General features: G+C 65.8%; 17 protein-coding genes, 4 pseudogenes and 3 CRISPR repeat arrays (1 of these 24 only partly in view). Of the genes and pseudogenes, 16 read left to right on the top strand and 5 right to left on the bottom strand.

The genetic code is table 11. The features are described from left to right. Window positions 1-280: a CRISPR direct-repeat array (repeat unit 29 nt; unit sequence GTGCTCTCCGTGCGAGCGGAGGTGACCCG) (it extends 847 nt beyond the left edge of the window). A gap of 229 nt (window positions 281-509) precedes the next feature. The 4 genes and pseudogenes from EAO75_RS30025 to EAO75_RS30005 all read left to right on the top strand — a co-directional run bounded on the left by EAO75_RS30025 (window position 510) and on the right by EAO75_RS30005 (window position 4,898). Next, a complete protein-coding gene (locus tag EAO75_RS30025; RefSeq protein ID WP_147998281.1) occupies window positions 510-2,102 on the top strand; it encodes a pentapeptide repeat-containing protein in 1,593 nt (530 codons plus the stop codon). A gap of 147 nt (window positions 2,103-2,249) precedes the next feature. Beyond that, window positions 2,250-2,766: a CRISPR direct-repeat array (repeat unit 29 nt; unit sequence GTGCTCTCCGTGCGAGCGGAGGTGACCCG). A gap of 11 nt (window positions 2,767-2,777) precedes the next feature. Next, window positions 2,778-2,959: pseudogene (locus EAO75_RS47705) on the top strand (HNH endonuclease); the annotation flags it as partial. A 126-nt stretch (window positions 2,960-3,085) separates the two neighbouring features. After that, the gene (locus tag EAO75_RS46740) at window positions 3,086-3,718 is read left to right on the top strand and encodes a DUF6417 family protein (protein WP_222723998.1); all 633 of its coding nucleotides are present in this window, start codon (window positions 3,086-3,088) and stop codon (window positions 3,716-3,718) included. Window positions 3,719-3,950: 232 nt separating this feature from the next. After that, window positions 3,951-4,898, top strand: a complete 948-nt coding sequence (locus EAO75_RS30005) for a helix-turn-helix domain-containing protein (protein ID WP_261989485.1) — start codon at window positions 3,951-3,953, stop codon at window positions 4,896-4,898. Between the two features lie 14 nt (window positions 4,899-4,912). On the opposite strand, the gene EAO75_RS30000 is transcribed toward EAO75_RS30005, so the two are convergent. Together EAO75_RS30000 and EAO75_RS29995 are read right to left on the bottom strand one after the other, a co-directional pair. Continuing rightward, window positions 4,913-5,746 (bottom strand): SAM-dependent methyltransferase, encoded by an 834-nt coding sequence (locus tag EAO75_RS30000; protein ID WP_147998280.1) that lies wholly within the window; start codon window positions 5,744-5,746, stop codon window positions 4,913-4,915. Between the two features lie 280 nt (window positions 5,747-6,026). Continuing rightward, on the bottom strand, window positions 6,027-6,260 hold the full coding sequence (locus EAO75_RS29995) for a DUF397 domain-containing protein (protein WP_147998279.1): 234 nt from the start codon (window positions 6,258-6,260) through the stop codon (window positions 6,027-6,029). Between the two features lie 845 nt (window positions 6,261-7,105). On the opposite strand from EAO75_RS29995, the gene EAO75_RS29990 reads away from it, so the two are divergent. The 5 genes from EAO75_RS29990 to EAO75_RS29970 all read left to right on the top strand — a co-directional run bounded on the left by EAO75_RS29990 (window position 7,106) and on the right by EAO75_RS29970 (window position 15,694). Continuing rightward, window positions 7,106-7,324, top strand: coding sequence for a hypothetical protein (locus tag EAO75_RS29990; protein ID WP_147998278.1), 219 nt, complete (start codon window positions 7,106-7,108; stop codon window positions 7,322-7,324). Continuing rightward, the gene (locus EAO75_RS29985; protein ID WP_147998277.1) at window positions 7,321-8,229 is read left to right on the top strand and encodes a sigma-70 family RNA polymerase sigma factor; all 909 of its coding nucleotides are present in this window, start codon (window positions 7,321-7,323) and stop codon (window positions 8,227-8,229) included. Before EAO75_RS29990 ends, EAO75_RS29985 begins: the two co-directional genes overlap by 4 nt. Continuing rightward, entirely contained in the window at window positions 8,226-9,062 is an 837-nt protein-coding gene (locus EAO75_RS29980; RefSeq protein WP_147998276.1) for a hypothetical protein, read from the top strand. Before EAO75_RS29985 ends, EAO75_RS29980 begins: the two co-directional genes overlap by 4 nt. Before the next feature lie 732 nt (window positions 9,063-9,794). Further along, on the top strand, window positions 9,795-15,305 hold the full coding sequence (locus tag EAO75_RS29975) for a DUF6531 domain-containing protein (RefSeq protein ID WP_187284637.1): 5,511 nt from the start codon (window positions 9,795-9,797) through the stop codon (window positions 15,303-15,305). Window positions 15,306-15,391: 86 nt separating this feature from the next. Further along, window positions 15,392-15,694 (top strand): hypothetical protein, encoded by a 303-nt coding sequence (locus EAO75_RS29970; RefSeq protein ID WP_147998274.1) that lies wholly within the window; start codon window positions 15,392-15,394, stop codon window positions 15,692-15,694. Between the two features lie 21 nt (window positions 15,695-15,715). On the opposite strand, the pseudogene EAO75_RS29965 reads toward EAO75_RS29970, so the two are convergent. Then, window positions 15,716-15,811: pseudogene (locus EAO75_RS29965) on the bottom strand (IS5/IS1182 family transposase); the annotation flags it as partial. Window positions 15,812-15,834: 23 nt separating this feature from the next. Between EAO75_RS29965 and EAO75_RS48690 the strand changes: the two are divergent. The 7 genes and pseudogenes from EAO75_RS48690 (at window position 15,835) to cas2e (ending at window position 20,892) form a co-directional block, all read left to right on the top strand. Next, entirely contained in the window at window positions 15,835-16,062 is a 228-nt protein-coding gene (locus EAO75_RS48690; RefSeq protein WP_410092494.1) for a hypothetical protein, read from the top strand. 579 nt (window positions 16,063-16,641) lie between these two features. After that, window positions 16,642-16,845: pseudogene (locus tag EAO75_RS29960) on the top strand (IS5/IS1182 family transposase); the annotation flags it as partial. 38 nt (window positions 16,846-16,883) lie between these two features. Then, the gene (gene cas7e / locus EAO75_RS29955) at window positions 16,884-18,065 is read left to right on the top strand and encodes a type I-E CRISPR-associated protein Cas7/Cse4/CasC (RefSeq protein WP_147998273.1); all 1,182 of its coding nucleotides are present in this window, start codon (window positions 16,884-16,886) and stop codon (window positions 18,063-18,065) included. Further along, a complete protein-coding gene (cas5e, locus tag EAO75_RS29950) occupies window positions 18,062-18,892 on the top strand; it encodes a type I-E CRISPR-associated protein Cas5/CasD (RefSeq protein ID WP_147998272.1) in 831 nt (276 codons plus the stop codon). Before cas7e ends, cas5e begins: the two co-directional genes overlap by 4 nt. Continuing rightward, window positions 18,889-19,560, top strand: coding sequence for a type I-E CRISPR-associated protein Cas6/Cse3/CasE (gene cas6e / locus EAO75_RS29945; RefSeq protein ID WP_147998271.1), 672 nt, complete (start codon window positions 18,889-18,891; stop codon window positions 19,558-19,560). The genes cas5e and cas6e overlap by 4 nt, the downstream gene beginning before the upstream one ends. Then, on the top strand, window positions 19,557-20,555 hold the full coding sequence (cas1e, locus tag EAO75_RS29940) for a type I-E CRISPR-associated endonuclease Cas1e (protein ID WP_410092493.1): 999 nt from the start codon (window positions 19,557-19,559) through the stop codon (window positions 20,553-20,555). Before cas6e ends, cas1e begins: the two co-directional genes overlap by 4 nt. A gap of 25 nt (window positions 20,556-20,580) precedes the next feature. Further along, entirely contained in the window at window positions 20,581-20,892 is a 312-nt protein-coding gene (gene cas2e / locus EAO75_RS29935; RefSeq protein WP_147998270.1) for a type I-E CRISPR-associated endoribonuclease Cas2e, read from the top strand. An 18-nt stretch (window positions 20,893-20,910) separates the two neighbouring features. Continuing rightward, window positions 20,911-21,732: a CRISPR direct-repeat array (repeat unit 29 nt; unit sequence GTGGGCTCCGCGCGAGCGGAGGTGAACCG). Window positions 21,733-21,824: 92 nt separating this feature from the next. On the opposite strand, the pseudogene EAO75_RS29930 reads toward cas2e, so the two are convergent. Both EAO75_RS29930 and EAO75_RS29925 read right to left on the bottom strand, forming a co-directional pair. After that, a pseudogene (locus EAO75_RS29930) lies at window positions 21,825-22,136 on the bottom strand (Tn3 family transposase); the annotation flags it as partial. A 150-nt stretch (window positions 22,137-22,286) separates the two neighbouring features. Then, a complete protein-coding gene (locus EAO75_RS29925) occupies window positions 22,287-23,666 on the bottom strand; it encodes a hypothetical protein (protein WP_147998288.1) in 1,380 nt (459 codons plus the stop codon). Window positions 23,667-23,749 lie beyond the last annotated feature (83 nt).

Raw genomic sequence — 23,749 nt, 5'->3', positions numbered from 1 at the left:
ACATCAGGTGCTCTCCGTGCGAGCGGAGGTGACCCGCCGTCTGGCCCGATCAAGGAAGCGCCGCAGGAGTGCTCTCCGTGCGAGCGGAGGTGACCCGCCGTTCACCACGCTCGCCGTGGGTATCGCCGTGTGCTCTCCGTGCGAGCGGAGGTGACCCGGTRGCGGTGTCGCTCATCTCGAAGGAGTGGGCGTGCTCTCCGTGCGAGCGGAGGTGACCCGCTGCGGGGCGTGCGGGCGGGGGAGATCAGCTCGTGCTCTCCGTGCGAGCGGAGGTTACCCGGTCGACGACGGGGCGCCCGCTATCTCGGGTGTCGAGCGGGCGACAGGCTTGTGAGGCATGTGCGCCTCAGTGCACCGTGCCTGACAGATATCTACGGGTTGTTCGGGCACGTACGGCATGTTCGCAACGTGGGAGCCGATCGCCGACGCTGCCCGTCACTGTCGAGCTTGAACCGTTCCCGTGCCCAGGGCGTCCATACGGGTACCTGACACCGTGGAGCAGTCGCACCATGAGCACATCTGGATCGCCATCCTGGCTGCACTGCGCACACGGCGCAGACCCTGCTGCCGACCCCGTTGGTTGCCGCGGCATCCACGTCCCTGACCACACCGCGTGCCTCGCCCACCTGACCGACGCCGACCGCGACGCCTACCTGGCTGGCCTGACCCCCGGCGCCAGCATCGACCACCGGGGCACCACCTTCACCGAATCCCTCCTCAACGCCTTACTCAACGCCGTCCGTGACCCCGCAACCGGTCACCCTCGCTTTGGCGACGCCTTGTTCGATTCGGCGACCTTCGAGGGCGCCGCCGGGTTCGAGTCGGCGACCTTCGAGCACTACGCCTGGTTCGAGTCAGCGACCTTCAAGGGCGACGCCGGCTTCGAGTCGGCGACCTTCGAGGACACCGCCTTGTTCGGGTCGGCGACCTTCGAGGGCGCCGCCTGGTTCGGGTCGGCGACCTTCGAGCGTGACGCCGGGTTCGGGTCGGCGACCTTCGTGGAGGCTGACAGGGTCGGGCCTTTGGTGTGTGCTGGGCGGGTTGTGCTTTCCGGCGCGAAGTTCGGCGGCCCGGTGACCCTCTCATTCGCTACGCGCCGTTTGGAGTGCCGTCGCACTCGATGGTCATCGACAGCGGAGATCCGCCTGCGCTATGCCACGGTGGACTTCGCTCATGCGGTGTTCGAGTACCCCCTCACGATCGCCGCGGAACCCGATCCGTTCGTACGCGCCAACGGCCGGCAACTGGTGGACGATCCCTTTTCGTGCGCGCCCGACTCCGGGGTGCGGGTGGCGTCGCTGCGAGGGGTGGATGCGGCCCACCTGGTCCTCGCCGACCTCGATCTGTCGGGATGTCTGTTCGCCGGCACCGTGCACCTGGACCAACTCCGCCTGGAGGGCTCCTGCACCTTCGACACCGCCCCGCCCGCCGTGTGGCGGCGATGGCCGCCCGTGCGGTTCACCGAGCGCCGCGTCCTGGCCGAGGAACACCACTGGCGTGCCAGCCAGCCGGGAGCAGTGTGGGGCTGGAACGTGGCAGTCCTCGGCGCCGGGCGCGCTGGGCCGATGCAGCTGGCCCCGGTGTACCGGGCTCTGCGCAAGGCCTTCGAGGACGGCAAGCACGAGCCGGGGGCCGCGGACTTCTACTACGGGGAGATGGAGATGCGCCGCCACGCCGAGGACATCCCCCGCAGTGAACGGGGGCTGCTGACCGCGTACTGGGCGCTGTCCGGCTACGGCCTGCGCGCCTCCCGGGCCCTGGCCTGGCTCGGCGCCGCCATGCTCCTCACCATCGTCCTGCTGATGGCCTCCGGCCTCGCCCAGGACACCCCGAAGCAGACCGCGACCGGCACCGTCCCGGCCGGCGGGGGCAAGGTCACCTTCGAGATCGACAAGGACGATCCCCAGAACCCCACCGGCAACCGGTTCACTGGCGAGCGCTTCGAGAAAGCCCTGAACGTCACCCTCAACTCGGTGGTGTTCCGCTCCTCCGGCCAGGACCTGACCACCGCCGGCACCTACATTGAGATGACCTCCCGTTTGACCGAACCCGTCCTGTTGGGCCTGGCCGTCCTCGCTGTCCGCAACCGCGTCAAACGCTGACTGCCCTGACCTGGCCTGGCGGAGCCCTGTGAACGGTTCGACCGAACCGTTTCCGGCTACGTGCCTTACTTGCCTGCGCCGTCGATCATGCTTTTGAACTGCACAGTAGCCCTTCGCCCCCTAGATACCTGCCGCCGTGCAGGCGGTGTGCTCTCCGTGCGAGCGGAGGTGACCCGCTCCGTAACTCCGCGGTCGTCATCCTGCTGACGTGCTCTCCGTGCGAGCGGAGGCGACCCGACGCGGAGGGCGGCGCCCTCGGGGGCGTCGGGGTGCTCTACGTGCGAGCGGAGGTGCCCCGAAGTTGGACGACGTGGACAGGTACCCGCCGCCGTGCTCTCCGTGCGAGCGGAGGTGACCCGTCGAGTACGGCCCAGATGGCCGGGCTCTTCCAGTGCTCTCCGTGCGAGCGGAGGTGACCCGGTGAACGTCATGGCGACGGCGAGGGGTCCGTCGTGCTCGCCGTGCGAGCGGAGGTGACCCGGTGAACGTCATGGCGACGGCGAGGGGTCCGTCGTGCTCGCCGTGCGAGCGGAGGTGACCCGTTCTGCGTGGCCTCCGGGTAGGCGTCGTCCGTGTGCTCTCCGTACGAGCGGAGGTGATCCGAATCCTCCGCACCGTGACGGCGGCCGGGCGCTGTGCTCTCCGTGCGAGCGGAGGTGACCCGTCCACCAGCAGAAAGCATGGGACAGCGGTGCCTCCGCCTGGACCCCACGACGCCGCGAGGCGTACGCGAACGATCAGGGCGCCGAGCCCTCGCTCGTCGCCGTGACTGCACGCTCCAACCGCAGCAAGGCTGACCAGGATCCCGCCGAGTGACTCCCCCCGCCGCCGACGTGCACTGCCGATACCTCGCCGAATGACAACGGCGCACATCCGTTGGCAGCATCCGTCACTAGGTGGAATGAACTACCCGGATTTGCCGACATTCCAGCGCCGCCCGAACTACCGTCTGGACGTGGCTTTGACGATCGGACGAGGGGTGGATGAAGGGCCGGGAGAGGCGGCTCGCCGTACTCGAGGCGCTCTACGAGCGCGAGCAGCCATCCGAGCACGATTGGGTCTTGGACCGCGACGTTCCTGGATCCTTCCAGCAGAGTGTGGAATCTGTGGTCCGCGAAGGGCTGGCCGAACTGGCGGACCGGGAGACCAGAGCCGAACTCTCCGCCCGCGAAGGGCGTCCCATTCGCTGGGCGGCCCGCCTTACCCCCTTCGGTAGCGATGCCCGTGTGTACGGGCGCGCCCGGCCGGTGTCCGAACCAGACCCAGAAGAGCCAGCGTCCGGGGAACAGTTGGTGAAGCTGCGCCCCACTCAGATAAACGCTCTACGCGTCTTCATCAGCATCACCAACGAGCTGGTCACCTCGCCGGCTGACAGCCTCGCCGAGCGGGTTCGTACTGCTGTCTTCAGCACTGTGGACAACCGCTGGTGCCTGTACCTGACCGGGGAGCAGGTCGAGTCGGTGGCGTACGGGCTCTACCTGCACACGCTGGCAGGCTCCGCGGCCGAGGCCAACCGCTTTGCCCGCGACTACGGCGTGGTCTACCGGCCCGAACCGGGGACACGTCAGCCGACGCCCGTGGCCACCCGCGCAGCGATCAGGCCGAATCACGGATGAGCGAAGACTGATCAGACCACGGTGGTTCTGTATCGCAGTACTGGGCGGCACGCTGGGGTCTCGCACTCAGAGCCGTCGGCGTGCCTGGCGGTCTTGCCGCGTTCTCGTGACCGTTTCTCCCTCTTTGTCGATCGGTTTTCAGCCGATCACATGATGCAGGGGAGAGGATGTTTCCGATTCCGTCCCGTCTGCGGCACCCGTCGTGCACGATGAGCGCCATCATGCTCACTGTGTGCAAGGAGAGATCGTGAGCCGAGGGTCGGCAACCGCGGCGGGTTCCGGCGATCCGCTGAAGTCGGGGCGTCGTGTGCGGTACATCAGGGACGAGATCGTCCCTTCCGCGCAGCGGATGGTTTTGGGAAACGCGCTGTGGACGCGCCGCACGGCTCTTGGCCTCAAGCAGGAAGAGGTCGCCCGGCTGCTGGGGGCGTCGAAATCCAAGGTGAGCCGGATCGAGACCGGGCAGCACCAGTTCAAGGAGCAGGATCTGGTCCGGTTCTTCGTCATCTACCAGATCACGGACCTGCTGGAGCAGCATCAGTTGCGGGAGCTGGCGCAGGAGGCCAACCAGCAGCCCTGGTGGCAGCCGTGGTCGGCGGTGGCCCAGAAGCACCTGCAGGCGGTGGTGAGTTTCGAGGACATGGCGCAGCGGATCAGGGTATACGAGCCGCTGCAGTTGCCCGGTCTGCTGCAGACGGAGGGATATGCGCGTGCGGTGATCGCGGGCGGCAGCGCGGATCTGCACCACCGTCAGGCCCTGGTTGATCTGCGGATGAAGCGCCAGGAGCGTTTCCGGGCGGCCGGTGAGGACAAGAAACTCCTCTGCGTCATCGACGAAGGCTCGCTCCGGCGCCGGTACGGGACGCCGCAGGTGATGCAGCAGCAGTTGGAGCACCTGATCGACCTTGCGGACGGCCCCCGGTACCTGATCCGGATAGCGGAGCAGGACCGTTACGACCTTCCGGTGCACATCGGTTCCACTACGATCTGGGACTTCGCCGCGCAGATACTCCCCGACATCGCGTACGCGGAGGTCTACGACGGCGGGCTGATCTTCCAGGACGAGGAGCAGGTCGACAAGCGTGCGAAGGCGTTTGACCGCCTGAGGAGAGCGTCGTTGTCTCCCCTGCGTTCGATACAGCGCCTCAAGGACCTGCGGCAGTCGGGCTACTACCAGTGAGACGGCGCGGGCGTCTACGGCTTGCGGCCCACGCCGGCATACAGCGACACCTGGCTGTCTGTCACGAGGGACGGCCCGCTGCCGGGTTCGGGTTGCCAGCGATGGGCGACGACCAGTCCGGGCTCGACGAGTTGGAGTCCGTCGAAGAAGCGCAGTACTTCGGTCCGGGTCCGGACCTGGATGGGGGTTCCTCGCTGCCGGTAGGTGGCCGCGATGGCCGCCCAGGCTTCCGGCTCGAAGTCACCCGTGCAGTGCGTCAGGCTCAGGCAGGAGCCTGACGCCAGCGGATGCATCAGTCGGCGGACGATCGTGTAGGGATCCTGGTCGTCGGTGACGAAGTGCAGCAGGGCGTGCAAGGTCAACGCCACTGGCCGGCCGAAGTCGATCGCGCCGGTCGCCTCGATGGCCTCCAGTACCTTGCCGGGCTGTGTCACGTCGGCGTCGACGTAGCAGGTCGTGCCCTCGGGTGTGCCGTCCAGGAGTTCGTCGGCGTAGACCAGGACGATCGGGTCGTTGTCCGTGTAGACGACCGATGCCTGCGGCGTCAGCTCCTGGACGACCTGGTGGAGGTTCGGCGCCGTGGGGATGCCGGTGCCCATGTCGATGTACTGGCTCACCCCTTGGCGGGCCAGGTATCGCCCCATCCGATGCATGTAGGCGCGGTTCGCCCGGGCCCCTACCTCAACGGCGGGGAAGACCCGTTTGACGGCCTGCGCCGCCTCGCGGTCCACGGCGTAGTTGGTCTTCCCGCCGAGGTAGTAGTCGTACATGCGGGCGCTGTGCGGCCTGTCCTGCCCTAATTCTGCTTCCGTGCCGCTTCCCGGCCCGGACGCCGGCTGTTCCCCCACGCTTTTCCCCTCATCGTGGTCCGCACGCCCCAGCGGGCGAGTGCACGCTCAACTGCCCGGCAGGTGGACCGAGTTGCGTCGGCCTCATCCCTACTGGCAGTCCCGACTCCCTGTCCAGTACGGAATTGCGGGCCGTTCGTTCATCCGTGCCCGCCTACCCTGGTCGGAACCCCGAGTGAGTTCTGACCACCTGCTCGCCAGGAGGGTGTTACGCCGAAGGGGCCCCGCTCCGGAGCGTTGCAAGGGCACACACTTGGCGATGGCGCGTGGCTCGCACCGCTCAGAGGTCACCCCCCGCCAGGGCGGCCGTGAATGCTGCGACCGCAGGACGCGAGACGCCCACAACACCGCCCTTCGGCTGCTTGGAGTCGCGGAAGAGAACCCGATCGCGGGTCGGGTGCGCGACCTCGACGCACGCCCCGTCGGGATTGCTGTGCGAACTCTTCTGCCAGCCCAGCAACGCATCGCGCCTGGTTTCAGCGGACCCGACCTGCGCATATGCCAGAGTCTCCATCGGTGAACCTCCGGGGTGCCTGAACTCTGCGCTCCGCAAATGCAATTGCATCTGCCCGTCACCAGGAGGATCGCCACCGTCGCGGCACCTATGCGCACTTGAGGGAACTTTGTCTTAATCGGGCTGATCCGTCGAGGGTGGCCTTGCGTCCGTGCCGACGTGGGTGCGTCTCGCGCCGTGTTCGCACTCACTTTCGCCTGCGCAACGGCAGTGCGGTCGGCCGCCTCGCGCCCCGAGATCACCTGGCAGGATGCCGCATCCCTTCAACGGAGGAGCAGTCACGTCACCACCGGCGCCTCATGGCCGACCCGATGAAACACACCGCTGGCCGTCGTGTGACTGGCGCAGCAGACGGGCCTCGGGGCAAACCGGTCATCTGGAACGGGGCACACCGCATGGAGGCGTCCGGGTGATCACCCCCAGGACGGACCACCAGCCGTCGGCTGCTGACTGTCCGCTCTCGCCTGGCCTGGAACAGGCCAGGCGAGAGCGATGATGCCCACTCCCAAAAATCTCGGCACGGGAGCGAGCCCTTCCGGATAGAAGGCCGACACCGAAGGGTGTCCTGGGTCCATTCACGCGGGTCTGCGGTGCAATTGCAAGAGAATCCGGGAACTTCCAACCGCACGCGTGCCGACTCGGCCAAACGCGCGCCACGGTGGGCATTTGTGCGCCCCGGAGCGGCATCCCGCAGATCCAATTGTTCCGTGATTCGGCGATCACGTCGCGTGACAAGTGTGGTGCGCGCCAAGCTGGTTGACCTCCCGGAGGACGGATCGGCACCCGTCTACCCGAGAGCCCGCAGTGACCTCCCCGGATGAGGTCGTACACCGAAGGACTATTGCGTGACGCATAAACAGAAACTGATCATCGCGGCGACGGCGACCGTGTTCGTCTGGAGCACGGTCATGGCGCTGATGGGACACATCGCCGCCGTCGCCACGCTCGCCCCGGCCCTCGGGCTGACGGTCCAGCAGATCGTCAACTCCGCCCGGTCGCACAGCGAGCCGGCCCCGGCACACCCCAAGGAGCCGGTCGGGGACCAGGAGGGGCGTGCCTCGTGACGACGTCCTCCGAACAACCGGCACGCGACTCCAGCCCGGCACCAGCGCGGCCCGGACGCAAACTCGGGCCGATCACCGAGTGCGTGGGCAGCGCCCACCGGGCCTGGCTGACACCGATGCGCGACGTCTACCTCACCAGCGGGCTGACCCTCAGTGAACTCAGCTGCCGGGTACGGCTGTCCAAGTCGAAACTCTCCGAACTGCTGCGCGGATGCGGCCTGTATCCCCGGTGGGAGATCGTCCTCAGCCTGTCCGCCGAGCTGAAGTTGCCCCAGTGGCCGCTGTACCGGCTGTGGCGGTACGCAGCGTTCGAAGCCCAGAAGACCCGGGATTGGATCGACCGCTGCAGCGAGAGGAGCGTGGCAGCTCTCACTACCTCGCACACGACCGCGCCCCTGGACCACTGCGCCTTCCACGAGTTGGTCGAGAGCGAGTACACCTTGTATGCCCAGGTCTTCCTCGACGACGAACAGCGCGACAGCGCGGTCTCCGACACCTTCGACATCCTCTGGCTGCGCTGGAACGACGCTCTGGCCAGTCCCGACACGCGGCGCTTCGCCTGGGAAGTCCTGCGCGCCACCGTCATGGCCAGGACACCGCACCTCGATGGGCGGCCCGAGTTCGGCGCCGCAGCCTTCAACACCGTCGCCTTGCGGCAACTGGCCGACGCCGCCGCGCGCATGAACCAGATGACCGAGAGCCTTCAGCTGTTCAAGGCCATCAGCAGGCTGCCGGAACACCAGCTCGACGTCATGGTGCTGCTCAGCCTGTGCGGGCTCCCCCCGGACAGCGTCTCCGCCCTCCTGGGTGTCCCGCTGGCCACCGTGCAGTCAGACGAGCGCCACGCCCTGCACTTTCTTGAGAGCGTCATCCCGCCCCCCGAGACCGAAAGGCCCCTTGCATGACCTACATCCACGAGATGATCTCCAGGGCCCTGCTCGTACGCGACCGCACGGTGCCCCGCGACATCGTCCCGCCCTCCACAGCGGCACATCGGCGGGATGCCTCCCTATTCGGCTCCCAACTGGCCCGGGAAAGCGCCTGCACCGAGGCCGCCGAGGACCTGCGCACCTTGTGCGAAACTCTCGTCACCCACATGCCCGCAACCTTCGTTGCCGAATTCGTCACCGACCAGGTGCCCGAGCCGCGCAGCGCCCTGGTCCTCGCATGTGTCCTGCAACTGACAGACACGGACGACGGGGCACGCTACTGGTGGCAGTACGCCGCCGGCGCCGGACAGCCCGCCGCCGCGTACTGCCTCTACCTGCACCACCTTTCCCTGGGCGAGAGAGCTGCCGCCGCCTGGTGGCACCGCCAGACAGACGACGTCCAGCCTCCGCCCGAGGTGCCCGCTCGCGCGCACTCATCCATCTCGCAGCCCGTCCGCTCATGGTTCGCGCACGACGCCGACACCTCTGCCACCTCGATCCTGAGCTTCCTGCTCCACGTTGCCAAGTACACCGCCCGGCCCCGCCCCGCGGCGGTCACGGAACTCATGGCCTACGTTCCCCTTGCGGTTGCTGCCGGCTACCTGCGTCAGCCCGATGCCGAGCTGCCACTGCCCGGCACGGGATTCGCCCGCAAGATTCGTGCCCTACTCCCCGCTGCCGCCAACAGACGGCGCGTACTCGGCACCGTTCCAGCTCAGCCAGATACCCACGTCAGAGCGGGGCATGACTCCAGTGAGCCCCAGTGTGCCAATCGCACCACGGAGAACTCCCCAGCCATTCACTCGTAGGGGGAGTCCTCAGCGCAGCCTCCGCGGGCACGCACCGCTTCGGGGGCAGCGGGTCGGGCTGTATGCCATGGCGCTCCGGGACGGACTGCGGGGTGTCGGTGTTCCAAGCACCCACCGCCAGCAGGGAGGTTGCCGCCGTCCACGATCCACAGCCGGTCCGCGGCATCCGCCAGACGGGCCACGGGCTCCACGTTCACCCAACCGGTTGCCCGAACTCCGTGTGGCGCTTTGATGCCCACGCGGAGCTGGGTCACCGGCATGGAGCGGGGTGGCGGGAGGCCGATCCATCTTCGGCCTGAGCTGGCAATCGTGCACACAGTATGGGAATCAACCCGGGGAAAGCTGATCTCCGGCTGAGTTCTGTCGGCCGTAACATCGTGAGATCGCCTGACGAACTTCAGCCAACCTCGCCCGCGCTCTTACGATTACACGACCCTCCGCTTCACAGGATCCACACAGGTCGCGCAACTCCTGCACAAGGATCCGCGACGTTCCGGTTACGGGCACCTTCAAGCCAGGACCTGCTGTGCTCCAGAAGAGGCTTCTTGTGGCGCGTGTTTATGTCGTGCCTACAGTGATCGCCTTACGGCCTGGTACGGGACCTAGACCGCCCCTACCTCGCTGGCCGGACTGCACGACCATCGCGGGGGAACGTCTAACGCGCCACGCCGTATGTCATGCCCCCGCCTGCCGCTTCACCGAGGAGGGGGAACGATACCTGTGCTGAGACAAGTGTCGAAGAAAAGACGGCCGCTGCTGTGCTTGGTTATCGCCTGGTGCTTGCTGCTGGCCGGAGTGGCGCAAGCGTCCACTGTCGCAGGTGTGAAGCAGACAGTGGATGCAACCGTCCGGATCGGTCCCGGGCCGACGCCCGCCAAGGCGCAGACGGCAATGAGCCTGAAGCAGCGCCGCGCTCAGGTTGCGAAAGACAGATCTGACCAGCAGTTGAGAAGCCCTCTCGACACGGTCGAGGCATCGGATCGATTCCGTGATTGGCAATTGAAATCCGTCCCGCGGGATGAGAAGAAGAAGGCTCAGTCGGCGAAAGGCGCCGCCGCTGACCCTCTGATCAAGGCCTGGGTGTTGCGCACCGAACTCCGCGACAGCGCCGGTAACATCCGAGGATTGAACGACGGCCTTGCTGACCCCAAGATCCAATCGTTCGGGGCCATGCCGCCGGTTGATGGTGAGAAATTCACGGTAGTGTCGAATGTTTTCTACATTACCAACTCGGGTGTAGGTCAGGATCTTGGGCCCAAGCCAGTAAAGGTACGCCTCGCTTGGACCTGTAGTGTCTACGGATACTACGCCAGGTATACCGACTATCGAACCGTCACGGTGCCCTCCATGACCCAGGCGCAGGAGAGCCATGGAACCGTGGTCACGTTCGACTTCACATTCGATGAAAACGTCTGTCGTGAAAGCATCGAACGGAACGAAAAAGCTGCCTCCCCTAATCCCTATGACGGCAGTATGTGGTTCGGGGTCACCGTCCAAGGTACCAATTTCGATGGAAGTGACAGTGAGTGGACCGTAGGGACTGGGCCGGACGTCAACGGCTTTGCCCTGTCGGGTCTCCCGGATTCTCAAACTTATGGATCGGGCTGCTCAACCAATGTCGCCGGCGCAAGGCCTTGCACGAAAACCCGCGGACTCGGCATAGACACCGCCACCGGATCCTTCAAGGGTTCTGCCACCGATGCGGCACTGCCGGGCATCACCCCCACGCTCATCTCGCGCAGCTACGCGTCCAACAACTCCGCCTCCGGGCCGATGGGAACCGGCTGGTCGGTCGACTGGGACACCAAGCTGGACATCAGTACAGACGGTGACGTAACCCTGGTGGCCGAAGACGGCTCACGCTACCCGTTCACCCAAGACGACACAGGGGCCTTCAGGGCACCGCTGAATACGCATTCCACGCTCCGAAAAACGGCATCAGGATACGAGCTGAAGTCGCAGCTGGGAGACCGTCTCGCCTTCGACCCGTCCGGAAACCTCCTCAAGCGGAAAACCTATCAAGGGGGTGAGACGACCTACAGCTACAGCGACTCGGGCCAATTGGCGCAGCTAGTGACCCCGGAGGGGCGAACGGCGGACTTCACGTACTCCGGTGGCATCATTTCGGAAATTTCCATCTCCGATGGCCGAAAGATCAGCTACGGTTATACGTCCGGGCGTCTCACTTCCGTGGTTGGTCTCGACGGCCAGCAGACCAGATATTCTTACGACGACGCCGGCCGCTTGCAGAGCATTACGGATCCCCGCGGAAACACCACCGTCAAGAACACATACGACAGTTCCGGACGAGTCAAGACGCAGGATCTGCCGTTGTCTGGAACCGTCTCCCTCACTTACAAGAACGGCGGGACGGATACCATCATGCCTGATGGTGGTATCTGGACGGACGTCTACAGTCGAAACGTCCTGCTCGCCGAGTATGATCCGTTTGGGAACAAGACCTCGTATGAGTACAGCTACCGGCTTGACCCTGTCGCCGTCACCGATGCGCTAGGCAACCGATTTGTTACTGCCGTTGACAAGGTGGGGCGTCTCATCAGGGAACAAGGACCGCTGACGAAGCAACTGTGGAAATACGATTCGAGTCGTGATGTCAGCGACCTGCAATATCAGTACAACGGGAACAGTAAACGGAGCTCCTACAGCTACGACACCTCCCACCGCCTGACGATATCAACCGACCCGCTCGGCAAGGCAACGAACTACACCTACACCGCGCAAGGCCAACTGGAGACCGTCACCGACCCTCGGGGAAAGCTGACCACGTTCGCATACGACACCGCTGGCAACCGAGTATCGGAAACATTTCCGGACGGCTCCCGCCAGGCCTGGGGATACGACGCCGCCGGCAACTTGACCAGCGCAACCGACCCCCGCGGAACTGCAGGCGGTGCCACCCCTGCGGAATTCACGACGTCCTATGGCTATGACGCGGCAGGCCGGCTTCTCTCGACGAAGGACGCCAAGGGCAACACGACCCGCAACACCTACGACGTGGCGGGCAACTTGGCCACGGTGACCGACGCGGCAGGCAAGACCACGAGCTTCACGTACGACGCCGCCAACCGGCTGACCGAAGTGAAGGACGCGGCAGGTCATATCGCACGAATGAGCTACGACGTCATGGGAAACGTGGCCTCCCGCACCGACGCGTCCGGCGCGAAGACGGCATACGCCTACGACAAAGCAGGCCGCCTCATCGCCACGACCGCTGCCAGGGGCAACGTCTCCGGCGCCACCAAGTACACCTGGAAGTACGGCTACGACAAGGTCGGCAATCGGACCACGGTCACAGACCCGCTGGGCAACACCATCAAGACCGACTACGACGCGGAGTACCGGCCAATCGCCGTCACGGACCCGCTCGGGAAGGTTCGCAAGACCGAGTACGACGGTGAAGGCAATATCACCAGGACGTTCGATGCGCTGGGCAAGGCCACTGCCTACACCTACGACGCCAACAATCAGCCGCTGACCTCAACCGATCGCGGCGGCAAAACGGTCAGCTACACCTATGACGACGCCGGCAACCTTGCTTCGGAGACTTCGCCGCTGGGTAGCAAGACCACCTACGGCTACGACGACAACGGCCGGCTGACCACCACGGTGGAGCCCCGTGGCAACGTCTCAGGTGCCGATCCCGCCCAGTACACCTGGTCTACCGCCTACGATGCGGCGGGCAACATCCTCAGCCAGAGCGACCCTTACGGGAACAAGACCGTCTCCAGCTCCTACGACGGGGCCGGCCAGCTGATCGAACGGGCCGACGCGCTGGGCAAGAAGACCGCCTACGAGTACGACGAGTTGGGCCGCCTGACCAACGTCACCGCGCCGGACGGCGGGATCACCAGCCTCGGCTACGACGCCGTCGGCAACCTCACCTCGCGTAAGGACGCCAACGGCCATACCACCAACTACACCTACGACGGCGCCAGCCGTCCGCTCAAGATCACGGATCCTCTGGGCCGCGTTACCTCCTTCGACTACGACGCCGACGGGAACCGCACCAGCATCACCAACGCCCGCGGCCAGAAGGTCACCAGCACCTACGACGCCCGCAACTTGCTGACCCAGAGCACCTTCTCCGACGGCACGCCGACCGTCGCCCACACCTACGACGCGGCCGGGCGGCCCAAGACGATCAAGGACGGCACCGGCACCCGCACCGTCACCTACGACGATGAGGGACGCCCGCTGACCATCACCTCGCCGGGCGCGACCAACCCGTTCAAGTACACCTACAACGACAACGGCACCATCAAGAGCCGCACCTACCCTGACGGCCGGGCAACCACCTACGCCTACGACAGCGACAGCCAGATCGTCGGCCAGTCCGCCGGCGGAAAGACCACCAGCTACACCTGGGACGCGGCCGGCAACCTCACCTCCGCCAAACTGCCCACCACCACCGTCGTCACCGAAGCCCGCACCTACGACAGGGCCGGTCGGCTCGCCTCGGTCTCCCAGGGCACCGGCGCCCGCAACTTCGAACGCGACGCTGCGGGGCGCGTGGTCAAGGACTACTTCAAGGACGCCGCCACTACGGGCCTTGCCGACCGCTACGCCTACGACGCCGCCGGCCGGATGACCCGGGCCTGCACAGACACCTCCACCTCCTGCCTGTCCGGCAGCAGCGGCAGCACCTACGCGTACGACAAGGTCGGCAACCTCACCACCTCGTCGACCAGTACCAGCACGCGCACCAACACCTACGACGCCGCCGACCAGCTCACCAAGCGCGTCGAGGGCACCACCACGGTCGACTTCACCTACGACGCCGACGGCAATCTCACCAAGGACGCCTCCGGAACGTACGTCTACGACCCACTGGGCCGCCTGAAGTCGGCAACCCTCGGTTCCGATGCCTACGCGTTCGTCAACGACGCCGATGGCAACCGCACCACCACGAACAAGAACGGCGTCCTGTCCCGCACCTCGAGCTGGGATGTCGTCAATCCTCTGGCGCAGATCGCCACCGAGACCAACAGCACCGGCGCTTTGATCGCCGACTACCAGTACAACCCTGAAGGGGTCGCCGAATCCCAAAACCGCACCACCGGCACCTTCTACATGCGCCACGACCGGCAGAACTCGATCACCGCGGTCTACGACGCAGCCGGCAAGGAGACCTACACCTACACCTACACGGCTTGGGGCGTCTCCAGCGGCAAGGAAAGCACTGCCGACGGCCAGAGCAGCATCTTCGGCTACACCGGCCAGTACAAGGACCCGGTCCTGTCCGGACGGCTCTACCTACGCGAACGCAGTTACGACCCTGGCAACCGACGCTTCGCGACAACCGACCCCGAGCCCGCCGCCAACGACAGCGCCAATCCCTCCCCGTACGCCTACGCCAACAACGACCCCATCAACCAATCCGACCCCTCTGGCCGCTGCCCGCTTTGCGTCAGCGCCGGCATCGGTGCGGCGATCGGTGCTGCCGTCGAGGGCGGCATCTACAGTTGGCAGCACCGCAACGGCGGATTCACCTGGGGAGGCCTTGCCAAGGCCGGTGCACAAGGAGCCGCAACGGGCGCCGTCGCCGGCGCTCTCATGCCGGGCGCGGGTAACGTTGCTGCCCGCTCGCTAGGCCTGAGCGAGGGCCGCGGCCTCGCAGCCTCCACCGCAGTCAATTCCGCCGTAGGAGCGGGCTTCTCATGGGGCCTCAACAAGGTTCACTGCCGACCCACCACTCCGTGGGATCTAGTGATCGGTGCCGCAGGCGGCGGCAGCAGCAGTCTCATCGGCCCGGCCTTCAGTTGGCTCAAGAACCGACTCTTCGCGCCGACCGTCACCGTCTCGGCACACACGAATCGGCTGAGCGGCTATGCCTACCGAGGGCTGCGCGCCGACGAAGACCCCAGTCAAGGACTGCGAGCAGCCGGCACCAACCCAGACGTCCAAGCCTGGCAACACGTCGTCCAGGACAACGACTCCCCGTGGATATCCCTCTCCCGCGACCCGAACGTTGCATGGAAGTACAGCGGCCAAGGACAGAAGACCATCGTAGCCGTGGATCTCTCCAAGCTGGACTCGGAGACTATCGACGCGGCTGCCAACCTTCGGGTCCCACACGAGTTCTACAACTTCGCAAAGGATGCTGCATGGCGCGATAAGGAAATTCTGGTCAAGTTCACTGTTCCGGCTGACGCCATCGTCATGCGCTGGCCGGCTGGCACAGACTTCGGCCAGATCCTCAGAGACATATCCGAACAGAACTAGGAGCAACCGACGGTATAGTGTGGGTCCGGGAATTGAGTTCCCGGACCCACGCTCCGGAATTCTCCGAGAAATAATAGGGGTGCTTTATGTCTTCACAATCATGGGAGCTGAAAAATGGAGCCACGCTCCTCGGGGTCGTCTCGCTCACTGAAATTGACCAACCCTGGTTCCGGTGCGAGTTCACCCCGAGCAAAGGATGGGGAGAAGTTGAGTATCTCTTTCAGGAGCAAGCTGACGCCGTCGACAGCGGCGACCAGCAAAGGATGATGGAAGCCATCGGCGCTGTCCGTAACCTCCAGCTCAAGCTTCAGTCTCAAGCGGGCGATGACGAGGTCATTACGCCGATCATGATTCAGATCAGAGGCAATAAGGCGAACTTCCGGTACTGACGTACTGAGCTCTTTCCAACCTCAAAGTGAGGCGTTGAGGTGGATGGTGAGGACGACTCGGACGAGTGCGGTGATGCGGGTGGTGGTGCATCGGAGCTTGCGCAGGAGTCGGAACGAGCACTCGGGCAAATCTGGCCGCTATGTTCCCGCAGAAGGCGAAAGGCAGCACCTGGGTTTATGAGATCGACTCTCCAGGGACTGGCATAAGCATGAACAAGGCGATGGCGATGGGATATGTCTTCCGGGCAGAGAAGGAGACTGTTTTCCCTGGAGGGATCGATGCTTCTCGCATCGTGAGAGCGGTCCGCTGGTCATGGGGTATGCCGACCAAGCAAGTGATTGAGAACCCGGGGTACGTGCCGCGATGAAACAGGGAAGAGTGTTGGCCCGCCTGCAAAATGGCATGCAGGAAGAGTGGGTGCTCCGCTATACGGAGGAGCCTCCTTGGAGGATTGAGGTAACCACGGCAACGGGAGAGCTGCTCGTTGGCACGGGGGACGATCTGTTCACCGCGCTGCAGGACGTGCGGCGGGGGCTCGATCATCGCCAGGTTGTGCTGTGCTGCAACGGAGCCCGCGCCAACGCAAGGCCATCTCCTGGGTTCTCGGCGTCCGGTGGGGAACTCGTGTACCTCGTTCCCAGAAGGCGGCCGGTTAGTGTCAGGGACATCGTCCCCCTCTTTGCTCCGGCTCCGGCGGAGGCTGCCGTGACGGTGCGAGAGCAAGAGTAAACCTGGGAAAAAATCGGCACCAGTTGGAGCAACGGGCTATGGCCGATCAATCCTGCCTGGTGGTGGCGACGCGCCCAAGAGGTAGTGAAGGGGCCGAGGATCTGGGCCGAAGATGCTGACTCGGACGGCTTTACGAGTTGGCGGCCGGTGCCCAGAGGTGGGCAAGGCCCAGATTAAAGGGTGTTGCACAAGGCTCTGAGCTGGGCATCTCCCTTGTATGGCTGGGGTTTTACGTGCTGAGCGGGTATGGGTGGAGACGTTCACGGGGCTGCGGATGACACAGTTCTCGGGTCTGTTGAAGGTGGTGCGGGAGCGGGGCGGCAACGGCACGCTGCGCGGCCGGCCGTGGTCGCTGCCGCTGGCGGAGCGGGTACTGATCGTTGCCGTGTACTACCGGACAAACCTGACGATGAGGCAGCTGGGCCGCCCCACCCCACCCCAAGGAACGAGGAACCCTTCATGACCGCACCGGCCCGTTTCATCGACATCCACGTCCTGCAGTCCGTTCCGTTCTCCAACCTCAACCGGGACGACACCAACTCCGTGAAGACCGTCCAGTACGGCAACACGCTGCGCACCCGCGTCAGTAGCCAGTCGTGGAAGCGTGCCATCCGCAACACCTTCGAGGACCACATCGGCGAGGCCGCCCTGCGCACCCGCCGCATCGGTGAACGCGTCACCCGCGAACTGGAGCACCGCGGCTGGCCGACCGAGCTGGCACAGCGGGCCGGCGGCCACGTCGCGGCGGCCAGCGGCATCAAGTTCGAGCTCGCCAAGACCCCGGGCGAGAGCAAGCAGGCCGTGCCCAACAAGGTCCTCACCAACGCCATGGTGTACGTGCCGGAAGCCGCAGTCGCCGAGCTGGCCGACCTCGCCGAACGCCACCGCGAGGCCCTGGGCCAGGGCAAGGACATCAAGAAGCCCGCCGACAAGAGCATCCTGCCCGTCGACGAGGTCGAGAGCGTGCTGCGATCCCGCAACGGCGTCATCAACGTCTTCGGACGGATGCTCGCCGAGATCGACGACGCGGGTGTGGACGGCGCCGTCCAGGTCGCCCACGCCCTGACCACTCACGAAACCGACGTCGAACTCGACTACTTCTCCGCCGTCGACGATGTCACCGCCTTGTGGGACGACGCCACCGGCAGCGGTCACATGGGCCACGCCGAATTCAGCGCCGGTACCTTCTACCGCTACGCCACCGTCGACCTGCGCGACCTGACCACCAACGTCGGCGACGAGCCCGCCGCTCTGCGGGACCTGGCGGACGCCTTCCTGACCTCGTTCATCGCCTCTCTGCCCCAGGCCAAGAAGAACTCCACCGCCCCCCACACCATCCCCGACCTCGTCCACATCTCGGTCCGCTCTGACCGCCCGCTGTCCTACGCGGCCGCCTTCGAAGAGCCTGTCCCCGCCAGCTCTCAGGGCGGATTCGGCAGCATCTCCCGCACTCGCCTCGACACATACGCCCAGGCCGCCAACACCCTGCTCGGCACCCACTCGATCCTCGCCTCCGGCTGGGCCAGCCTGGAGACCAGGGAACTGGCAGGGCTCGGTGAACGCCGAGACTCCTTCACGGACCTGATCACCACCACCCTGGACGCCGCCCTCACCCCCGCCACGACCGGGGCCGCCGCATGAGCCGCGCCGACCGGCAGGGGCTCCTCCTCCGGCTCGCCGGACCGCTGCAATCCTGGGGCGAGCGCAGCCACTTCAACGAACGCGACACCGCCCGCTTCCCCACCCGCTCCGGCATCATCGGCCTGCTCGCAGCCGCCCTCGGCCGCCACCGCGGCGAGAACATCGCAGACCTGGCCGACCTGTCGATCACGATCCGCGTAGACCGCCCCGGAGTCGTACTACGAGACCTGCACACCGTGGGCGGCGGACTGCCCGCCAAGGCCACCGTCACCACCGCAGAAGGCAAGAAGCGCCCCGGCGACACCGGCACCTTGCTCACCCACCGCAACTACCTCGCCGACGCCGCCTTCACACTCGGCCTCACCTCCCCCGGCGATACCGCCCTGCTCGACCGAGCGGCCACCGCGCTCGCCGCCCCCTACTGGCCGCCCTACCTCGGCCGACGCTCCTGCCCGCCCGAGGGACCCCTTTTCCTCGGCCGATGCGACAACGTCCTCCACCACCTCATCCACCTGCCCATCGCCGCACCCCCGCCCCAAGGCGACACCAGCGCAATCGACTTCATCGCCGATCACCCCCTCGACCAACTCGATACCCCCACCCACAGCAGGCCAGATTCAGAGAGCGGCACCCACCCGGTCGGTGAAGTAAACGACCAGCCCCTCACTTTCCACACACGCCACCGCTCCTACCGGTCCCGCCCCCTGTACCGGCGCACTCTCCATCTGCCCGCCACACAGCACACCGGCCTGGGCACCGGCCACCTCCACACCCTCACCAGCTACCTGGCCGAGCACGTCAACCACGTCGAAGGGAGCCCCCGTTGAGCACCTGGCTGACCCGCATGGTCCCCAACCCCCGGTCCCAGGACGTCCGCCGCGATCTCACCAGCCGCACAGCAGCGATGAACCTGCACCGCCGCCTCATGGCTCTGTTTCCCGACAACGCCGGCCCCGACCCCCGCGCTCAGTTCGGCGTGCTGTTCCGCATTGACGACACCCCCGCTGGACCGCACATCCTCCTCCAGAGCACCCACCAGCCGGACCTCACGAGGCTCCCCGACGGCTACGGCACCGCCCAGAGCCGTCCCCTCGACGCCCTTCTCGACGCTCTCAAACCCGGCCTGACCATCCGCTACCGCTGCGCCGCCAGCCCTATCCGCAAACCCGGCGCCACAACCCGCGCCCTCTACAACCTCCCCGCAGTCGTCCCCCTCACCGGCACCCACGCCGACGAATGGTGGACCCGCCAAGCCGACACCGCCGGCCTCAAACCCCTCACCCTCCACTCCCAGCCCCTCGACACCGCACAAGCCACCCGCACCCCCACAACTGGCGCCCCGCAACACATCCGCCATGCACGCACCCGCTTCGACGGCCGCGCCACCATCACCGACCCCGACCTCCTCCGCCAGAAAATCACCGAAGGTATCGGCCGCGGCAAGGCATACGGCTGCGGACTTCTCAGCATCGCCCCGGCGAGGAGCACGCCATGACCCGCCCAGCCACCACGACAGGCACGCAACACAACCGCAGCCAGGCACGCCGCAGACTCGCCGCCCCTACCGTCGCCATGCTCCCGCGCATCGCCGATTCCCTGTCCTTCCTCTACTTGGACATCGTGCGCATTCACCAGGACGACACCGGAGTCCGCGCAGAGGTCACCACCGAACAACGTGGTACGGAGTCGGTCTACTTACCCACTGCCGCCCTCAGCTGCGTTCTCCTCGGCCCCGGCACCTCCATCACCGCCCGCGCGCTCGCCACCCTCGCCCGCCATGGGACCATCGTCGTCATCACCGGCTCCGGCGGAGTCCGCACCTACGCCGCTGCTCTCCCCGATTCCTTGACCACCACCTGGCTCGAACGCCAGACCCGGGCCTGGGCCAACGACGATCAACGCCTGGCCGTAGCAACCGCCATGTACGAGAAACGGTTCGGACCGGGCTCTGTCCCGACGGGCACGAGCCTCGCCCAACTCCGCGGACTCGAAGGCCAACGCGTCAAGGCGCACTACCGCCTCCTGGCCCAGCAGCACCGCATCGGCCGCTTCCGCCGCGCCTACGACCCCGCATCATGGGACAGCCAAGACCCCGTCAACCTCGCCCTGTCCTCGGCCAACACCTGCCTTTACGGCATCGTCCACGCAGCCATCCTCGCCCTCGGCTGCTCACCCGCTCTGGGATTCGTCCATAACGGCAACCAGCAGGCGTTCGTCTATGACATCGCCGACTTTTACAAAGCCGACCTCACCATCCCCCTGGCCTTCTCCCTCCACAGCTCCACCAACCCCGAGGCAGAAGCCAGGCGATCCTTCCGCGATGCCTTGCGGCTGTTCAAACTCCTCCCGCGCATCGTCACCGACACCCAACAACTCCTCGACCCCCAAACCACCAGAGACATCCCCGACCCCGAGGAACAACTCGTCGACCTATGGGACCCAGTAACCGGCCCAGTCTCCGGAGGCCTCAACCACGCAGGCACCACCTGACCGCTGCCACGAGAAACAGTCCGTCATGACCTCCATGATCGCCATCTCCTCCACCGCCGTCCCCGACCACCTCCGCGGCGCCCTCACACGGTGGCTCCTCGAAGTAACCCCAGAGCTGTACGTAGGCACCGTCTCAGCCCGCGTGCGCGACGAGCTGTGGTCCTCCGTGGCGGCATGCACCGGCGACGGCATGTCCGTTCTGATTCACCCCAGCGACAATGAACAGGGTTTCGAGCTCCGCACAGCAGGAACCCGCCGCCGTCACCCGGCCGACTTCGACGGCCTAACGCTGATTGCCTTCCAGGCAGCGGGCAAAGAAATGACAAAGTCGGTCTAACGCCGCAGGTCACGAAGTGTGGGCTCCGCGCGAGCGGAGGTGAACCGGCGCTGGAGCAGGCCGACCGGACCGGGAGCGGTGGGCTCCGCGCGAGCGGCGGTGAACCGCACGGGTGACGGGGAACGTCTGCTCGCGGCGTTGTGGGCTCCGCGCGAGCGGAGGTGAACCGCGGGTCGGCGGTACCGAGTCGCTGCTCGGGACGTGGGCTCCGCGCGAGCGGAGGTGAACCGTCTTTGCGGGATCACCTGGTGTCCGAGGCGTTGTGGGCTCCGCGCGAGCGGAGGTGAACCGTTGGCGCCGTTGTTGGAGATCATCGCCATGGCGTGGGCTCCGCGCGAGCGGAGGTGAACCGTCGCCTGCCTTATCGGCGCTAGTCGACAGACCGTGGGCTCCGCGCGAGCGGAGGTGAACCGCCCTCGAAGAGCTTGTCTTGCACGCTCGTCTTGTGGGCTCCGCGCGAGCGGAGGTGAACCGCTGCCCGCCGCGCGGATGCGGACCTGGCCGAGGTGGGCTCCGCGCGAGCGGAGGTGAACCGCTGGTCTGGGCGTCGTCCATCTCGAACATCAAGTGGGCTCCGCGCGAGAGGAGGTGAACCGCTGGTCTGGGCGTCGTCCATCTCGAACATCAAGTGGGCTCCGCGCGAGAGGAGGTGAACCGCTGGTCACGACCCCGGCGGCGGGTGGCTCGTCGTGGGCTCCGCGCGAGCGGAGGTGAACCGATGTCGGCAGTACCAGTCCTGGAGCGAGAAGAGTGGGCTCCGCGCGAGCGGAGGTGAACCGCACCGGGCGCCCCGTCCCCCTTCGCGGTGTGAGTGGGCTCCGCGCGAGCGGAGGTGAACCGGACCGGACGCGGGGGGATCTGAGCAGCACGCACGTGCTGAAGATCAGCACAAGGCGGCGGGCGGCTCGTCGATGCGGCCTGGAACTGCCTGCCTGCTGGGCTATCAGGTCCCAGTCGATCGTCTTGGTGGAGAGCACCGGGTCCAGGTTCGGCCATTGGTCGTCCCGACCGGCCGCCGGCCGGTACAGCTTCGCGGAGCCGATGTTCTTCAGCCGTGGCATCAGCTTGAAGTCGAGCGTGTGCGCGAAGGCGAACCCGACGATGGACGCACCATGGGTGTCGGTGTACTGCCGGTCCACTTCGATGTCGGTGCAGTGCCGCAGCACGCCCTCGATCATCGAGGCGAACTCGGATGCCGAACAGGACTTGAGCTGCGAGTAGATGCAGACAGATTTCCGCTCGACGGTTCTAGGTTGGCGCTGACCCGTGCCAAGAGGAACCCGCACCTGATCGTCGGCCCCGGGTACCACACGAAGAACAGACACAGGCGTCCTGACGGGCCTTCAGACTTTGTGATCGAGATGGCCGCCGCGGAAGGTCCCGCGGGAGGCGCGTCACCGAATGTGGCCACCAGCGCGCAAGACCGCCTCCAGCGCCGGGTACCGGTAGAAGCTATCTCCCTCCTCGGCCATGGACTGAACGTTAGAGAGGAAGGAGACAAACTCCGCGGGCTGCGCCAAGCCCAGATGCGCCGTGTTACGGAAGAGCGCCACGGCAAGGTCGGGCATCTGGGCGGCGGTGCGGCACTCGTGGTTGTCTGCCCACGTCGTCAACGCTGCCCGGAGATCGTCGATGCCGAGGAAGACGCCGTGCTGGACAAGGAGTTGACCAGCTTGCTCCCCGGTACGCCAGCTTCCGGCCTCCTCGATGAACCTCAGCACTGCGGGGACGAAGTACGGGTGGGGACGCGTTGCCACCACGTTCATCCGATGCAGCTCGGGAAGGTCAGCAAAGCGTTGTTCGAGCGCGGGAATTCGTTCCCTCGCGTAGCTGCTGCTGACGACCGCCAGGCTTGCTGCGATGTCGGCGCGAAGAGGTTCCCAGGTGGCAGAGGTAACGCTCCTGGTCAGCAAACCTTGAAGCCGCTCACGGAGTGGTTCGTCCACCATTTCCCAGAAGAAATCCTGGTCACAGAGGCGGATGAGTGCGCGAAGCTGTGTCTCGCCGTCGAGTGTCTGGAAGTTTTCACGCTGTCCAGCTATGGCGGAACGGACAAGCTCTCTGTCGCGTTGCGCGAACGCGAACAGCACGAGGGCGGACCTGTTGGCGTACTCGATGGCCGCCAAACGTCCATTGGGATCGAGTTCGCGTAGGGCGTGCTTCGCGGCGAGCTTGGCGATGTTGCTGCGGGCAGCTTTGCGTACGCGGTCGAAGAAGTTGGTCTGGATGTGGGACACCACCGGTACGAACGAGGGGTCGCAGGTGTAGTCGAGGAACGCGTCCAAGATCTTCCCGCCCTGGGTAGCGGGATGGGTCAGCAGCGTTGCCAGCGCGACCGCGAGGTGTCCGCGGGCGACTTCGGGGCGAGGCTCGTAGACCTCGCTGAAGCTGCGTAGTGACGGGTGTACGCAGAGGTTGCGGTCTTCGCGGATGCGTTCGAGTTCTCGCTGGCCGATCGAGTCGATCAGCTCGAAGTCAACTGCCTTGGTCAGCAAGCTGGCTTCGATGTTTTGCATCGCGCGAACGCCGTCGGGCGTGATGCCCTTTCCCCGTGCACTCATAATCTCGGTGCGGAATGCGATTGCCCCGGCATCGCCGTTGTCGGCAAGTTGGATGAGTTTGGCGATGATGTCCGCCGTGACCGCCGTCCAGGTTGCGGCGATGCTTGCGCGGATGGCGCCGGAATTGTAGCAGCGCCATGCTTCCTCTGCGAGCGGTCGCGTGTCCGGGTTCCGGACTTGCGCAAGCAAACTTTCCACGTCCGTCACCGGCATCTCCTCGTAGTCGCACCCGAGTGTCCCAGGAAGTGCCCGGCCGAAGTTCGACATCCGTCGACCGATGCATCTGATCGATCGGC

Source organism: Streptomyces sp. UW30, from assembly GCF_008042075.1.
Classification (GTDB): Bacteria; Actinomycetota; Actinomycetes; order Streptomycetales; family Streptomycetaceae; genus Streptomyces.
The sequence above is the reverse complement of the archived record's forward strand: the minus strand, read 5'-3'. Positions and strand labels throughout refer to the sequence as shown.